Below are 16,549 nucleotides of genomic sequence, written 5' to 3' on the forward strand. Positions count from 1 at the left end.
GTTTTTCTAATGCCTGAAGGTCATCGATTTCGCTTGCATCAATCAATTCGCACAAGTGGATACATGTCGTTGACGGCCACGAGACAAAGAGTATACAGTTTCGCGCATGGTGACGAAGGACACATCGACGGTTCATCGGGTACCCGCTCTGCGGCTCACCGGGATTCGTAAGAGCTATGGCGGTGTCCAGGCTCTTCGTGGCGCTGATCTGACGGTCCCGACCGCCGGAACGGTGCTCGGCCTGTGCGGGGAGAACGGGTGCGGCAAGTCAACCTTGCTCCGGGTGTTGGCGGGACAGGTCCGACCGGACGCCGGACGCATCGACATCGACGGCGAGCCCGTCACGTTCTCCAGGCCGCAGGAGGCAATCCGCCACGGCATCGTGACCGTGACCCAGGAAACCACGCTGGCACCCGAGCTGACCGTCGCGGAGAACATCTACCTCGGCCACCGGATGGCCCGCACACGATTCGGCATCGACTGGAAGCGCACCATGCGGGACGCCCATGAGCTGCTTGCGCGATTCGGCATGGACATCGACCCGGCATCGCCGGTGCGACAGTTGCGACCGGACCAGCAGCAGCTGGTCGAGATCGTGCGTGCACTGTCGATCGAAGCTCGGGTGCTCATCCTCGACGAGCCCACCAGCTCTCTGACCGACGATGAGGTCGATGCGTTGCTCGACCGTGTCAGAGGCCTCGCAGACGTTGGGGTGTCGACCATTTTCGTGTCTCATCGGCTCGAGGAGGTCTTTCGCGTCGCGGATCGGATCGCGGTGCTGCGCGACGGCCTCCTTGTCAGCGAGGGGCCGATCGCCGACTACGACGAAACGTCTTTGATCGAAGCGATGGTCGGCGCCAGCCACCAGACGCTCGCAGAGAACCATCGTGTGCGCCCGACGGCAGACCCCGTCCTCCGCATCCGTGAGGTCACAGTCCCTGGGGTGATCGAGGAGATCTCACTTGACGTCGCTCCCGGTGAGATCGTCGGACTCGCCGGACTTGTGGGTGCCGGCCGCAGTGAGCTGCTCGAGACGGTGTTCGGACTCCATCGACCGGCGACCGGGGTCGTCGAGCTCGGCGGCGCGCCATTCCATCCGAAAGGGCCCCGTGACGCGATCGGGGCCGGCGTGGGTTTTGTCCCGGCCAACCGCAAGGAGCAGGGGCTGGTCCTCGGCATGAGTGTCCGCGAGAACCTCGTCATGGCGTCGACTGCATGGTCCCGCCGCGCGAGAAGGCACCGCGCCAAGGAGGAAGGCCCCGTAGTGGCCGACTCCATGGTGTCGATGCAGATCAAGGCCGTGTCACCTAACACCACTGTCCAGACTTTGTCTGGTGGTAACCAGCAGAAGGTCGTGATGGGCAAATGGCTTGCGATCAGGCCGCAGGTCCTGCTCCTCGACGAACCAACCCGCGGAGTCGACATAGGGGCCAAGACCGAGATCCACCGGCTGCTCATCGCCGCTGCCGACGACGGCCTGGGAATTCTCGTTAGCTCGTCGGAGAATCCCGAGCTGCTGAGCATCTGCGACCGCATCGCCGTGATGTTCCGTGGACGGATCCGTGCGGTGCTGTCACGGGCGGAAGCCACCGAATCCACCATTGCCCACTACGCCGGAGGTCACGAGTGAACACCATCGACAGCACGTCAACAAAGAGCATCAACAACAGTTCCACGATCTCCAAGCCGCCGCCCGAACGCCCGTCGTGGGCCAGCCGACTCCCGCGACCGACCAGCGATGGCTTCGGTCGCTACGGCGCGGTGCTTGCTCTGCTCGTGATCATGTTTCTCGTGCTCAGCATCACGCAGGACCAGTTCCTAACGGACCAGAACATCAAAAACCTGCTCGCGAGCGTCTCCGTCGTCTCGATCTGCGCATGCGGGATGACGTTCATCATCCTCACGGCGGGCCTTGATCTCTCGATCGGAGCCACGCTGGCACTCTCCGGGATCTTCCTGGCGAAGGTCATCGAAGCTGGTGTCCCCGGAGCGGTGGCTGCCTGTCTGACCGTGGTCTTCGGCTTTGTCGTGGGCGGAGTGCTCAACGGCATACCGATCGGGAAGTGGCGACTCTCGTTCTTTGTCGTAACGCTCGGGGTGGCATCCGTGCTCACCGGTGTGGTGAACATCTGGTCCGAGAGCAAGACGACCTACGTCACGTCGTCGTTCGTCGACAGTGTCGGATTCTCGAACATCCTGGGGCTTCCCGTCCCGGTCTGGATCATGGGCGCCTGCTTCGCGCTGTTCGCGTATGTCCACAAGAGGACGTACTTCGGTCGGGATCTCTGTGCGATCGGCGGAAATGTCGAAGCTGCACGTCTCACGGGCATCAACGTGGCCTGGACGACGGTGTCCGTGTACGCGATCGCCGGAGCGTGCGCCGGGCTCGCTTCCGTGGTGCAGACCGGCCGACTGGGGGCTGCGAGCCCGCTCGTCGGCACCGATATCGCGCTCGCGGCGGTCGCAGCGGTGCTCCTTGGTGGCACTACGTTCACCGGCGGCGTCGGGGGTATCGGTGGGACGGTTGTCGGTGTGCTCTTCGTGGGCGTCCTCCAGAACGGCCTCGGCATCGCCGGGGTCTCAGGCTACTGGCAGCAGGTCATCACCGGCGCCATCCTCGTCTCCGCGGTCGGCCTTGACCGCCTGCGCCAGACCGGATGGTCGGCCCGCCTCTCACGCGGTAGCGCGTCGGGAGGAGACGGCCCGGACGCGGTTATCACAGGCGGGCCGCCATCGGCCGCCGCGACATCCGACCAGCTCACCTAGATCGAAGGAATTATGTACATGTCCATCCACACAAGAAACCGACCTGGGCGCGTCCTCGCGGCCGCTGCGTTCATTACGAGCGCCTGCCTGTTGATGATGACCGCGTGCAGCTCCAGTGACACCTCGACCGGCGACGGGTCCTCGCCGGGAGCGGACGCGGCAAGCATTCCGCCCTATTCGGGCCCGGAATCTGATCTGCCCACCAGCTACGGCCTGCCGGCGAAGAAGCCGGGCAAGACGCTGACGTTCGGTTATCTCAACAACACGTCCGGCAACGAGCTGACCAACGCGTTGGGCGAGGGCTTCGAGGCGGAAGCCAAGTTCCTGGGGGCCAAGACGATTGTCCTCGACAGTCAGCTGAAGGTCGACCGTGAGGTCTCGAACTTCCAGCAGCTGCTGGCCCAGGGGGTGGACGGGATCCTCGTCAATCCGCTTGACCCTAAGGCGCTGTCTCCCCTCATCAAGCAGGCACAGGAGAAGGGCATCCCGCTGATCGGGGTCGATGTCGCCCTCGAGAACGGCGAGCTGCCCGAAGGCTTCACCGGTCAGATCATGAAGGGCGCGGACCACCAGGCATACGAGACGGCCAAGGCGATCGCCGCTGAGAAGGCGGGGGCCAAGTTCGGGATCCTCAACATCGCGTTCCCGGTCGCGGGGCCTCTGTACCAGATGGAGCGGTCGAAGTACTGGGCCGCGAAGTTTGGGCTGGAGTTCGCGGGAGAGCGGTCCAACGCCACCGACGACTCGAACGGAGCAGCGGCGGTGTCCGGTCCGATGCTCAGCAAGGATCCCGACCTCGACGCCATCATCGCCTACAACGATCCGAGCGCACTCGGAGCCGTGACCGCGGCGCGAGCGAGCGGCCGAGAGCTGATCGCGGCTGGGTCGAACGGTGGTAGCGACGGAATCGGTGGTGTCAAGGCCGGCAAGCTGCTCATGACGACATCGGTCGACGCGGTCCGTATCGGCGCGATGGCGCTGGCGGGCCTCTACAACGTCCGGACGGACCAGAATCTCCCATTGCCCAAGTCGATCTTGGTCGCTGCCAAGGTCGTCACCAGGGAGAACGCCGACAGCTTCGCGAGCTTCGACGAATTGGCCGATTCGATCGAGCGGACCGGCCTCACCGCGACGCCATGAGCCCTGCTTGCGGCCCCGGATGCGTTGGGCATCCGGGGCTGCAAGGGCATCGCCTGGAACACCACCGCCCACGGGCGGCATCGAACACGGCACTGCAGTCCTGAGAGACCGAAGCAAAGGAAAGAAAAGAAATGACTTCCACGATCGATGTTCCAGTCCTGATCGTCGGCGGCGGACCTGCGGGCATGAGCCTCGCGCTCCAGCTCGACCGCCTGGGGATACGAAGCATGCTCGCCGAGCGACGCCCGACGACTACCAAGCATCCGAAGGCCTTCGGATGCCAGGCGCGGACCATGGAGCACTTCCGCGTGTGGGGGATCGAGGACCGGGTCCGGGCGGCAGGTCTGCCCGCCACGGCCGACGTTGTCTGCTGGTGCGAGAGCCTCAGCGGTCCACTGGTGGCCTACACGCACCCAGAGGCGACGCTCAACACGCCCGCCCCGAAGTCGATCGTCTCGCAGGATGCGGTCGAAGAGGCCCTCGACGCGGCCCTCGGCACGAGTCCGGCCGCGAACATCCGCCGGTCGACCGAGCTGGTGTCCTTCGAGCAGGACGTCGACGGGGTCAGTGCCCGTTTGCGGAGCGTAGAGACTGCCGAGGAGGTGCTGGTACGCGCTCAGTATCTCGTCGGCTGCGATGGAGCCGACAGCGTCGTGCGCGACCGGCTCGGCGTGGAGATGGACGGTCCCGAGACCATCGCGCTCTGGGCCAGTCACTACTACCGCGCTGATCTCAGCCGTCTCCCGCACGTTCGCAGTGCCATCGGGTTCCTCGTTCGGCCGTCCGACCCGTCGCGGCCGCACATCGACGTGCTGGCCAGCGGCCCGGACGCGGACCGCTGGCGTTTTCTCGAGAAGCTGAAGGAGGGGCAGGAGCCGCTCACCGAGCAGCAGCTCATCGCCCTCGTCCGCGACTACTGGGAAATCCCGGACCTGAAGGTCGAACTCATCAACGTCATGCCCTGGCGAATGAGTGCCCAGGTGGCCAAGGAGTTTCGCAGAGGACGCGTCTTCCTGGCAGGCGACGCAGCCCACCGCTTCCCGGTCACGGGCGGCATGGGGCTGAACTCGGGCATCCAAGATGTACACAACCTTGCGTGGAAGCTCGCGATGGTGCTCGACGGACAGGCCGAGGAGATGCTGCTCGACACGTACGAGGCCGAACGCCGTCCGGTGGCGCAGGACAACACCGAGTGGTCGGTAGGAAACTTCCGCAGAATGCAGGAAATGGACGTGGCCTTCCAGAACCGCCGCGAGGACCCCCGGACCTGGCGCGACCTGTTGGTCGACATGGACGAGCAGATCAACTGCGAAGGCCAGTCGCTCGGATACATCTATGCCGACGGTGCTCTGATCGACGATGGTTCCCCGATGCCCGAGCACGAGGCCCAGTACTACTGGCCGACGGACCGACCCGGCGCGCGGTTTCCCCACATATGGATCGACGCGGATCAGACGGAGTCGACGATCGACTGGTTCGACACGTCGTTCGTCCTCGTCTGCGGTCCTGGGGCGCAGGGGTGGGCGCGGGCCGGCACAGCCCTGGCAACCGAGCTCGACCTGGCGCTCGAGATCAAGCAGCTGACGGCGCTGCTTGGTCCGTTGACGATTGAGCGCGACGGTGCGGTGCTGGTCCGGCCTGACGGCTATGTCGCCTGGCGGGCGACAGGCCCCGGAGACCCGGGCGAGCTCCGAGATGCACTTGAGCGTGTTGTCGCCGGTGGGACGCTCGCCCGAGAACTGCTGGAGACGTCGTGAACTCGTTGGGCATTTATCCGGCCCGTACGGAATCCCAAACCACATCCGTTGTCACACGAAAGGAAGCGCGATGATCGAGGTGCCTGTTCTGGTGGTCGGTGCCGGTCCTGTCGGCATGAGCCTCGGGTTGTTGCTCGACCGCTTCGGGATCTCAAGTCTCGTCGCAGAGCGTCGCCCGGCGACCACGGTGCACCCGAAGGCGTACGGCAGCACCGCGCGCACGATGGAGCACTTTCGAGTATGGGGCATCGAGGACCAGGTGCGTGGCGGCGGGCTGCCGCCGAACTCCGACGTGATCAGCTGGTGCGAGAGCTTAAGTGGCCCGATCGTCGCGCTGACTCATCCGGAACCCAGCAACAACACGCCGTCCCCGAAATCGATCGTCGCGCAAGATGTCGTCGAAGAGGCACTCGACCACGCGCTCTCGACCCGGCCCCGGGTCGACCTTCGTCGTTCGACACAGGTCATCTCGTTCCAGCAGGATTCCGAGGGGGTGACCGCACTACTCCGCCATGTCGACACCGGCGAGGAGTTCGAGGTGCGATCTCGCTACATCGTCGGGTGCGACGGAGCTGCGAGCCTCGTACGCGAGCGAGTCGGCATCGAGATGGAAGGGCCCGAGACGCTGCAGGTGCGTGCAACCCACTACTTCCGTGCGCCGGTGGGACACCTGCCTCACGTTAGGCGCGTCGTGGGATTCCTGTGCCGCCCGAAAGGACGTCCAGCCCTCGACGTGCTCGGGACCGGGCCGGACGGGGACCGGTGGCGCTTCATTCAGCTGCTCGGCGACGGAGAGGAGCCGTACAGCACCGATCATCTCATCGGCCTCGTACGCGAGTACTGGGGGATCCCCGACCTCAAGGTCGAGCCGATCAACGTCCAGGTGTGGAACATGAGCGCGCAGGTCGCGAAGTCGTTCCGCCGCGACCGTGCGTTCCTCGCTGGCGACGCCGCCCACCGTTTTCCGCCAGCGGGCGGTATCGGGATGAACTCCGGCATCCAGGACGTGCACAACCTCGCCTGGAAGCTCGCTGCGGTGCTGGACGGCAGCGGCACTGATGCGCTGCTCGACACTTACGAGACCGAGCGTCATCCGGTGGCGTGGTCGAACACGAACTGGTCGGTCGAGGGCTTTGACCGGATCGAGGAGATGGATGAGATCTTCCACAACCGTCACGATGATCCCGAGCCCTGGCGCGCACTCCTGATCGATCAGGACCGACAGATCAACTGCGAGGGGCAAGCGATGGGGCTCATCTACGCCGACAGTGCCGCCGTGGTCGACGACGGTTCACCGGTCCCGCCTCACGACTCACGGTATTACTGGCCGACCGATCGACCGGGCGCCCGGTTCCCACACATGTGGCTGGATGCGGCCGAGTCCGAGTCGACCATTGACTGGTTCGACACGGCGTTCGTCCTGGTCTGCGGCCCCGACGCGACTGGCTGGAAAGCAGCCGGAGAGGATTTGGCGCGCGAGGGGAAGGTGCCACTCCTGGTCAAGGTGCTGCCGCACCTGGTTGGACCTTTGACTCTCGGGCACGAAGGCGCAGCACTGGTTCGACCCGACGGGCACGTCGCATGGCGCTCGCAAGGGTCTGGTGCGCCCGAGGACCTCGTCGCGGCGTTGGCAGATGTGCTCGCCGGCGCGGCAGGTGTCGCCTCACTGGCACTCGCTGTTCGCGGGTAACCATTACGTTCGGCATGTCGGGTGCGCACGGCAATCGTCGTGCGCACCCTTTATCTAATACGTTGACCCATCCGTGATACCGCTCTAGCGACGCAACCAGAGGATGCGCCCAGAATTACTTCTCTTCGCAGAGAGGTTCTTGCGGACGCACTTGAAGAAACCGGCGGTTCTCGTGCGGCCCTGCAATTTCTGGATATATCCCTTGACCCAAGTAACTCAAAGAGTATACACTTTACGAATATTCACAGAGACCAGCGGGTGCGAGCCATTGGGAGTTCCTACCGTCTGGAGTACGTGAAGAAGGGGAATCCTTCTCGGCAGGACAGGGCGCCCAGGCGGCAGCGCTCGCACCTTCACGAGGTGAACCAGATCCCGCCGATCCTTGAGAGTTGGCTCTCGTCACGAGGGAACCCTGCCCGGCCATTAGGTCAGATCAGCGATCTGACCTAATGGCCGGAACTCAAGGCCAGATCGCTGCGAATCCTCGTGGTTATCCGCTGACGGACACGTCCGGAGCAACAACCCACCAGACCACCTCGACGAGAGGCGAACGATGAGCGAAGACACCTTCCCCCGAGCTACGCCGGGCACCTATCGGCTGGACCCGATCCACTCCACCGTGGGGATCTCGGCAATGCACAAGATCTCCCGATTCCGTAGCGGGGTCGCCGAGTTCGACGCCACCCTTGAGGTGGACGACTCCGGCGAGATGACCCTGAACGGCTCGGCTAGAGCCGCCAGCATCCAGGTCAAGAACGACGAACAGTACACGCATCTGCAGTCGCCAGAATTCTTCGACGCCCTGCGCCACCCGACCGTTCAGTTCCGGTCGACGTCCGTGACCCTCGCCGATGACGAAACACTCGTCGTCATCGGCGATCTGACGGCGCGGGGTCACACCGAGCGTGTGGAGTTGCGTGGCCGACTGTTGTACGTGGCAGACGACTCCCACGCCACTGAGCGTGTCGGGATCGACCTCGAAACGGTGATTGACCGCAGGCGGTTTGGCGTGACATGGAACCAGCGACTCCCCGGAGGACGGTATGCGCTGTCGAACGATGTTACGCTTACAGCCGAGTTCGAGCTGCCGAAAGCGAAGGTATAGGCCGTGACTCAGGCGATCACTCGGGTCCTGGGAATCTCGGGCAGTCTCCGGCGCGACTCGTTCAACACCAAGCTGCTCGCAGTCGCGGCCGATGGCCTGCCGGCCCGCGTTGAGTATCAGCGCTATGAGGCGCTCAGAGACATCCCGCCGTTCAATGCTGACGATGAAGGGACGCCGCCGGCTGCCGTCAGTCACTTTCGCAGTCTGCTCGGTTGGGCAGACGCCGTGATCATTGCGACGCCCGAGTACAACGCGTCGATCCCCGGCCAGTTGAAGAACGCGTTTGACTGGGCGTCGCGCCCGGTGACAACGGCAGCACTACGTGGGTTGGCAGTCGCAGTGATCGGTGCCAGCACGTCCAGCTTCGGAGCGACCTGGGCCCAGGACCAGCTTCGCGGCTCTCTGGGAGCAGCCGGCGCTCGCGTGGTGGACCTCGAGCTTGCCGTCGCCGAGGTGGAGGATCAGCTCTCGGATGACGGCACATTCAGAGACCCACAACTCTTAGACCAGTTGACAGCGATCCTCGAGGCGCTCATGGCCGAGGCAGACATTGCTGCAACGGAGCGGGACGCCTCAGCGCCGCTGGGTGCGTCGCGCTAGCTCAGCCGCGCTGCACGTTCAATGACTGACTACCTCGATGATGGCGCGAAAGGTATCGGAAGGGATTGCAACGTTGAATGGGATGGCGATGTTGCCCGGGTCCGTCCGGAGATAGAGGCCGCGGCAAGCAGGACATCCATGGACTCTTCGGCGTGACGGCGTCTGGACGCCATCGAAGCGCCTATTCCTGCTGGTCACGGCCCTCCGGCCAGCTGAGACCAGCGCGCAATACCAACACGACCACGAGGGCCTGTACGGAATCGCGGGGGAGCGCCCACTTCTTTTGGGGCGCGGCAAGATACTCGAAAATGGGCCAGTATGTGGCACCGCCACGACATGGGCAACGGAGGGTAAGACCGAACATGACTGTTGACGCCGAGCGGACAGACACCGCGCCTCCACGCTTCCCCCACCCGGACGCCTTGGGACCCCGGCCGCGGTCCCGAAGGCGGTTTCCTCGATCATCCGAGCTGGCACCGTTGCTCAGACCACGACCATTCACCCTCGACAGAACCGATCGACGGCTAGCTCGCGCCGAATCAGTCAGCGCACTGCGCGCCATCGCACGACAGCGAGTGCCACGTGCAGTCTTCGACTACACCGATGGTGGCGCCGGCGACGAGATCGCGATGGAACGGTCTGCGGAGTTTTTCCGCGACATCGAATTCCACCCACGCGTGCTGCGAGACGTGTCCCGGGTCGATACCCGTACCCCGGTGCTGGGCTCGGACTCGGCTCTTCCCTTCGGCCTGGGACCCACGGGCTTCACCCGGATGATGCATCACGAGGGCGAAATCGGGGTGGCCAGAGCCGCCGCCAGAGCCGGTGTACCGTACGCACTCTCGACCATGGGAACCACATCGCTCGAAGACGTCAGCGATGCCGTCCCTGCGAGCCGAAAGTGGTTCCAGCTCTATCTGTGGCGCGACCGCGGGGCCAGTCAAGACCTCGTGCGGCGAGCCGCCGAGGCAGGATACGAGGCTCTCGTCCTCACCGTCGACACCCCGGTCGCCGGCCCCCGTCTCCGCGACGTACGCAATGGGCTGACAATACCCCCGTCGCTGACACTTCGAACCGTCGTGGACGCCAGCCGCAAGCCGTCGTGGTGGTTCAACCTGCTCTCCACTCCGCCACTCGAGTTCGCCTCGATGAGCTCGAAGGACGGGACGATCGCACAGCTCGTGGGGTCGATGTTCGACCCCGCTGCAACGGTGGCCGACCTGGGCTGGCTGCGCGAGATCTGGGGCGGCAAGTTAATCGTCAAGGGCGTCCAGGGCGTTGCCGATGCGCGCGCCGTCGTTGATGCAGGTGCCGACGCGGTCGTGGTGAGCAACCACGGTGGCCGCCAGCTCGATCGCGCACCGGTCCCCATGGAGCAGCTGCCGGCGATCGCGAAGGCCATCGGGGATCACGCCGACGTCTTGGTTGACGGTGGGATCAGGTCCGGAGCCGACGTGGCGGCGGCGTTATGTCTCGGGGCCGACTTCGTGCTCATCGGCCGGGCATACCTGTTCGGCCTCATGGCCGGAGGCGAGCGAGGTGTCGATCGAGCACTGGAGCTGATGGCTGTCGAGCTCCGGAACACGATGCAGCTGTTAGGAGTCGACTCCATCGACCAGCTTCAGGACAGTCACGTTCGGCGGCGCGACCAAAGAGACTGAGCCGCACACGCTCACGCTGTCGATGATCAACTAGGGCGGCGACGGGTATTCCCTGCTGGCACAGCCAACGAGAAATCCAAGAACTTCAACCACGATCGCGTCGATGAGGCTCCCGATTGATGCACTTCTGAGCCGATGCTGGGAAGACTGACTGCAACCGGAAATTCTCGTCTGGGTTCGAGGTGAAGGGGACGGGCTCCCAAGTCTGTGAGGGCGACAGGGGACATTGCAGCGCTGAATTCCTCTCTCTTCTGCTTCGAATTCGCATGGGCAGGTGCTCGTTGAGTTACGGCGGGTTCAGTGGACAACCGCTAGGGGCTACTGGGTTCGTGGTCCGGTGTCGGTATATCAGGATTGCATAGGCCAGCTCGTGTGAGGGGTCACCGCTGGCCTATGCAAATCCCTTCACCTACGCCGAGACTGCAAAGGAGACCGAGTTGCAGCCTCGCTTCTCTGAAGTTTCGCCGATGTCCTTGTCAGACTGACACCCTATAAGCGCAAGCTGGCCACGGCGGGACGGACCCTGGAAGGCGTGCTCACCCGCGAGGATCTCGACCCGCGGGAGCGGATTCTCCGGCTGTTCGACCCCCGGTTCCGGCCACGTCCCCGGTGCGGGGGTGCCCGTTCATCGACGCCGCGGTCGAGTTCCCCGACCCGCAGAGCGCGGTCCACACCTACGCACGGGAGCAGAAGCTGCTGATGGCGCAGCTCGTCACCGAGCTGGCCGCGGAACTGGGCGCCGCCGACCCGGCCGCACTCGCCGAGCAGTTGGTCACCCTCGCCGACGGCGCCGCCAGCCGCGCGATGGTCCTCGATCAACCGGGCTACGGTCGGCACGCGCGCATGGCCGCGGAGATCCTCCTCGACCGGACCCTCACACCCACGGGCTAAGAAGAGGGCATTGCCGTTGTCGGGTCGGCGCTGTTCCGATCGATGGAATACACCGCAGACAACCACGGCTACTGCGTCCGCCCCCAGAGCGCCCGCGGCGCGAGAGGTGTTCTGGGCGCGGACAAATATCTCGTGAGCATCGTCGGATTCGACGAACCTGCGGAACAGGACCCGGCACGGTCACCTGTTCGTGAAACCCGGCGAGATCTACCGCGATCCGCAGCTACTGCAGTACGCGGCCGACCCGGCCAGGCCCGTCACCCGGTGACCGTGCCCAGGAACGGGGCCGGGCTCAGTCGAACTGAGGGTCCTCGGTCCGGGTGCGCCTGAGGTCGAAGAAGTGCGGGTAGCCGGCCAACGCGACCACACCGTCCCACACCTTGCCCGCATCCTCGCCGCGAGGAATCCGCGACAGGACCGGGCCGAAGAACGCGACACCGTTGACGTGGATCGTCGGGGTCCCGACGTCCGGTCCGACGGCATCCATGCCGGCGGCGTGACTCTCGCGCAGTGCGGCGTCGTACTCCTCCGATTCGGCGGCCTCGGCCAGTTCGGCCGGCAGCCCGACCTCGGCGAGCGACTTGACGATCACGTCGCCGAAGTCCTTGTTGCCCTCGTTGTGRATGAGCGTGCCCATCGCSGTGTACAGCGGCAGCAGGATCTCGTCRCCGTGCTTCYGYGCGGCCGCGATCAGCACCCGCACCGGSCCCCACSCCTTGGTCATGAGCTCGCGGTATTCCTCCGGCAGATCCCGRCCCTCGTTGAGAACGGCCAGGCTCATCACATGGAAGTTCGCCTSCAGGTCGCGCACCTGCGTGGCCTCGAGGATCCATCGCGACGTGATCCAGCACCACGGGCACAGWGGGTCGAACCAGAAATCAGCGACGTCCTTGGCGGTCCCGGCGTTCGTCCCAGCACTCACGTAATGCTCCTTCTCGGGTAATGTACACATTCTCAAACTTTCAACACCTTCCCTGCCTGGAATCTGTCCGGGAGACCCCCGCTCGCGGCAGTGGGCCCGAAGTGGTCGCGAGTCTGCTCATTCTTCAGTCGAACACGTCGAATGGTCAGCTGGTGTGGTCGATCTGGTCCCAGCCCTCGACGGATTCGGGGGTGCGGGGTGCGGGTCCGGTGTAGATGGCGGCGGGGCGGACGAGCTTGCCGAGACGCTTCTGCTCGAGGATGTGGGCGCACCAGCCGGCGGTGCGGCCGCAGGTGAACATCGCGGGCATCATGTGCGCGGGGACCTCGGCGAAGTCGAGGATGACCGCGGCCCAGAATTCGACGTTGGTTTCGATGGCCCGGTCGGGGCGGCGTTCGCGCAGTTCGGCGAGGGCGGCCTGYTCGAGGGCGGCGGCGGCCTCGTAGCGGGGGGCGYYCAGGCGTTTSGCGGTGGCGCGGAGCACCCGGGCGCGGGGGTCTTCGGCGCGGTAGACGCGGTGCCCGAAGCCCATCAGCTTTTCCTTGCGGTCGAGGATGCCCTTGACCAGGGCGCGGGCGTCGCCRGACTTTTCGGTGTCCTCGATCATCGGCAGGACGCGGGCGGGGGCGCCGCCGTGCAGGGGGCCGGACATCGCGCCGATCGCCCCGGACAGGGAGGCGGCGACGTCGGCGCCGGTGGAGGCGATGACGCGGGCGGTGAAGGTGGAGGCGTTCATGCCGTGTTCGGCGGCGGAGACCCAGTAGGCGTCGATGGCGGCGACGTGGGCGGGGTCGGGGTCGCCTTTCCAGCGGACCATGAACCGTTCGGTGACGGTYTTSGCCTCGTCGATGCGTTTCTGCGGGACGGCGGGCTGGTAGATGCCGCGGGCGGACTGGGCGACGTAGGACAGGGCCATGACGGAGGCGCGGGCGAGTTGTTCGCGGGCGGTGTCGTCGTCGATGTCGAGGAGGGGYTGGTATCCCCAGATGGGGGCGAGCATGGCGAGGCCGGCCTGGACGTCGACGCGGACGTCGCCRGTGTGCACGGGCAGCGGGAACGGTTCGGCCGGGGGYAGTCCGGGGCCGAAGCGGCCGTCGACGAGCAGGGCCCACACGTTGCCGAACGTGACGTGCCCCTCGACGAGTTCTTCGATGTCGACGCCGCGGTAGCGCAGGGCGCCGCCGTCCTTGTCGGGTTCGGCGATGTCGCTGGTGAACGCGACCACRCCTTCCAGACCTGTTACGACATTCTCCGGTGATTCGGTGCTGCTGATAACCTGCATCGTTTCTGACACTGTGGCTATCTCCTTTGGTCGGTAACACGGACTACGCGCGATGCCTGATGTGTGAGCGCCTCGAACGGTTAGGCCCCAGGACGTCACCTGGAACACCACCGCACCACGTCACCCAACAACGCACTGATCCTGGATCGACATGTGCCCGTGCATCGCGGTGTCGATATGTCAGCCACGAATCATCCGAGGAAACGGGCCGCATCCCGTCATCGCCGCGTCAGTCAGCCATTCCTGCTTCCGAGTGCGAGTTTCCATCACTGAGTTCGACTTTCACTTCGCGGACCCGGTCGGTGTTCACCATTCCGACTCCATGGTGGGGCGGCGCGAGCCTTAAATCCAAAGCAAGAGGTCGCCGTCCTTGGCCAACTGAATTGCGGTGGCTGCGCCGATGCCAAAGGCTGCTCCGGAAGCGATCGCGATGCGCTGTTGGTTCATTTGTCCACCATCTCGGGTTGCTTTGCATGGGCACGAAGCCTTCACGACAGCCGCTCGATCACCATCGCCATGCCCATCCCACCGCCCACGCACATCGACTCAATGCCGAATTGCTTATCGTGCCGCTGCAGCGAGTTGATCAAAGTGCTGGTAAGTCGCGCTCCGGTCATCCCGAACGGGTGCCCAACGGCGATCGCGCCCCCGTTAACGTTCAGCCGGTCTATGTCGATGCCGAGCTTCTGTGCCGAGCCAAGCGCTTGAACTGCGAAAGCCTCGTTGATCTCGAACAAGTCGATGTCGGCGAGACCGAGTCCGGCGCTCCTGAGGGCCTGAGGGATTGCCTCGACAGGACCCAAACCCATAATCTCGGGTGAAAGCCCGGTCACCGAGGTCGACACGATCCTGGCCAGCGGCGTAATTCCCAAAGCCTTGGCCTTCAGATCGCTCATGACGATCACCGCCGCAGCACCATCGTTCAGTGGGCACGAGTTGCCTGCGGTCACTGTGCCGTCAGGCCGGAACGCTGGCTTGAGTTGGCTCACCGCTTTGAGGGTTACCCCCGGTCTCGGGCAATCGTCGGCGGCAATCTCGGTACCGTCCACTAACACCACTGGTGCAATCTCGCGCGCCCAGAACCCTTCTGTGGTTGCCTTTTCGGCTAGATTTTGGCTGCGGACAGCGAATTCGTCCTGCTCGCGGCGGCTCATGCCGAGCATCTGCTGAACATTCTCGGCCGTCTGGCCCATTGATATGTAGACGTCCGGCAAGTGGCCGTCGGCTCGCGGGTCGGTCCAAGGATTGGCACCATCCGCACGCCTAGCCGTGCGGGCCGCGGCTCCGAAGAAATTCGTGTTATGCAGGTCCTGCCCTTCGATCTCGTCGCTCGTCCCCTTCCCGAATCGACTGACGGTCTCCACACCTGCGGAGATGTAGGCCTCTCCCTCACCTGCCTTGATCGCATGGAATGCCATTCGTGTGGTCTGCAAGGACGACGAACAGTATCGCGTTACCGTGGTGCCGGGCAGGTGGTCGTATCCGAGCATGACGGCAACGTTTCTGCCCATGTTCTGGCCCTGCTCACCACCCGGCAAACCGCAGCCGAGCATCAGATCGGTTATCTGCGTGGGTTCGAGTTCGGGGACCTTGGCTAGAGCGGCTCGGACTATCTGAACGGTCAGGTCGTCAGCACGCACATCTTTAAGGGAACCCTTGTACGCCCGACCGATTGGTGAACGCGCGGTTGACACGATTACTGCTTCCGGCATGTCTCTACTTTCCTGAGCGCTTGCTCATATCGCTGTAAGTTGTCTTGCGTCGTCATCGTCGAATCCTCTCTGCACCCGCCACACCGCCGTCATCGCCCATTTCGGTGCGGGCGGTGACTCCGGGTCGTCACCGCGTCTGGTCGCCATTCGAATTCGAGAAGGCCGGGGCCGGCAGCACGCGCGGAGACTCGGGTGGTTCGTGCGAGCTGAAACCAGCCAGCGTGCCTCGGAAGAACGTCAAGGGCTGCTGATCGGTGACCGTGGCCAGGTCGAGGACCCGAGCGACGACGATCCAATGATCCCCGGCTTCGTGTACGGTCACGATCTCACATTCCAGCCAGCTGACCGTGCCGGCAAGCTTCGGTGCGCCGCTGAACTTGGCTGCGGTCCAGGTCACGTCCGCGAACTTGTCCCCCCCGCTCACGGCGAAACGGCGGCATAGTTCAATTTGATTGTTCGCCAACACGTTCACCCCGAATCGACCGCTTGCCGCGACCTTCGGCCATGAAGTCGAGGCCTTGCTCGGACACAGGAGGACGAGGGGGGGATCCATTGAGAGCGCACCGAATGACTGGCATGTGAAGCCAACCGGCTCGTCGGCGTGAATTGCCGTCACAATCGTTACTCCGGTGATGAAGTGACCGAGCACGTGCCGGTAGCACTCGCTCGATATGGCGGCAGGCGGCTGGCGATCAGTCGTCTGGGCCGGTCTGCAATCGACATGGGCACGAACTCGACGGCCGTCGTCGCTGAGCCATCCGTGCGCATTCGCGTAGTCGAGCATGGCGGTGAACCCGTCGTGCCAATCCTGGTCGCGTTCGCCGGCCGCCGTCCGCAACCACACGATGTCGAGCCAGGCATGGTCACCGGCGACCTCACCCGCGCCGACCGCACGTAGTGTCCGGGACAGGATGTCCCAATCGAGTGAGCTCGCCTCGGCTCGGACGGACAGCGCGCCCAGATCCTCGGCCGTGCGCAGCTGCGGCGTCCCTCGCCCGCCGTCAGGTATGTAGACCAACATGT

The 16,549-nt window shown here is 64.6% G+C and carries 13 protein-coding genes and 1 pseudogene; 10 read left to right on the plus strand and 4 right to left on the minus strand.

Going from position 1 to position 16,549, the window contains the following annotated elements; translation table 11 throughout:
• Positions 1–106: 106 nt before the first annotated feature.
• The 10 genes and pseudogenes from AC1D1G_RS02850 to AC1D1G_RS02895 all read left to right on the plus strand — a co-directional run.
• A complete protein-coding gene (locus AC1D1G_RS02850; protein WP_477950994.1) occupies positions 107–1,630 on the plus strand; it encodes a sugar ABC transporter ATP-binding protein in 1,524 nt (507 codons plus the stop codon).
• Positions 1,627–2,766 carry an ABC transporter permease gene (locus AC1D1G_RS02855; protein WP_061699790.1) on the plus strand — a complete coding sequence of 380 codons (1,140 nt, stop codon included), beginning with the start codon at positions 1,627–1,629 and terminating at the stop codon, positions 2,764–2,766. Before AC1D1G_RS02850 ends, AC1D1G_RS02855 begins: the two co-directional genes overlap by 4 nt.
• Positions 2,767–2,784: 18 nt before the next feature.
• A complete protein-coding gene (locus AC1D1G_RS02860) occupies positions 2,785–3,906 on the plus strand; it encodes a sugar ABC transporter substrate-binding protein (RefSeq protein WP_162850275.1) in 1,122 nt (373 codons plus the stop codon).
• Positions 3,907–4,037: 131 nt separating this feature from the next.
• Positions 4,038–5,663, plus strand: coding sequence for an FAD-dependent monooxygenase (locus tag AC1D1G_RS02865; protein WP_073370252.1), 1,626 nt, complete (start codon positions 4,038–4,040; stop codon positions 5,661–5,663).
• Between the two features lie 70 nt (positions 5,664–5,733).
• Entirely contained in the window at positions 5,734–7,353 is a 1,620-nt protein-coding gene (locus tag AC1D1G_RS02870) for an FAD-dependent monooxygenase (protein WP_477950998.1), read from the plus strand.
• 553 nt (positions 7,354–7,906) lie between these two features.
• Positions 7,907–8,458: a YceI family protein gene (locus AC1D1G_RS02875; protein ID WP_477950999.1), complete on the plus strand. Its 552-nt coding sequence runs from the start codon at positions 7,907–7,909 to the stop codon at positions 8,456–8,458.
• A 3-nt stretch (positions 8,459–8,461) separates the two neighbouring features.
• A complete protein-coding gene (locus tag AC1D1G_RS02880) occupies positions 8,462–9,058 on the plus strand; it encodes an NADPH-dependent FMN reductase (protein ID WP_477951001.1) in 597 nt (198 codons plus the stop codon).
• A gap of 422 nt (positions 9,059–9,480) precedes the next feature.
• Positions 9,481–10,719 carry an alpha-hydroxy acid oxidase gene (locus AC1D1G_RS02885; RefSeq protein WP_477951099.1) on the plus strand — a complete coding sequence of 413 codons (1,239 nt, stop codon included), beginning with the start codon at positions 9,481–9,483 and terminating at the stop codon, positions 10,717–10,719.
• Between the two features lie 609 nt (positions 10,720–11,328).
• Entirely contained in the window at positions 11,329–11,610 is a 282-nt protein-coding gene (locus AC1D1G_RS02890) for a TetR family transcriptional regulator C-terminal domain-containing protein (RefSeq protein WP_477951003.1), read from the plus strand.
• Positions 11,611–11,619: 9 nt separating this feature from the next.
• A pseudogene (locus AC1D1G_RS02895) lies at positions 11,620–11,878 on the plus strand (peptidase M48); the annotation flags it as partial.
• Between the two features lie 24 nt (positions 11,879–11,902).
• Here AC1D1G_RS02895 and AC1D1G_RS02900 read toward each other — a convergent pair.
• The 4 genes from AC1D1G_RS02900 to AC1D1G_RS02915 form a co-directional block, all read right to left on the minus strand.
• Positions 11,903–12,562 carry a mycothiol-dependent nitroreductase Rv2466c family protein gene (locus AC1D1G_RS02900; protein WP_477951005.1) on the minus strand — a complete coding sequence of 220 codons (660 nt, stop codon included), beginning with the start codon at positions 12,560–12,562 and terminating at the stop codon, positions 11,903–11,905.
• 115 nt (positions 12,563–12,677) lie between these two features.
• Positions 12,678–13,814: a citrate synthase 2 gene (locus AC1D1G_RS02905; protein WP_477951101.1), complete on the minus strand. Its 1,137-nt coding sequence runs from the start codon at positions 13,812–13,814 to the stop codon at positions 12,678–12,680.
• 488 nt (positions 13,815–14,302) lie between these two features.
• Positions 14,303–15,526, minus strand: coding sequence for an acetyl-CoA C-acetyltransferase (locus AC1D1G_RS02910; RefSeq protein ID WP_477951007.1), 1,224 nt, complete (start codon positions 15,524–15,526; stop codon positions 14,303–14,305).
• A gap of 127 nt (positions 15,527–15,653) precedes the next feature.
• On the minus strand, positions 15,654–16,547 hold the full coding sequence (locus tag AC1D1G_RS02915) for a flavin reductase family protein (RefSeq protein WP_477951008.1): 894 nt from the start codon (positions 16,545–16,547) through the stop codon (positions 15,654–15,656).
• Positions 16,548–16,549 lie beyond the last annotated feature (2 nt).

It is taken from the genome of Rhodococcus sp. P3_B8 (assembly GCF_056402775.1).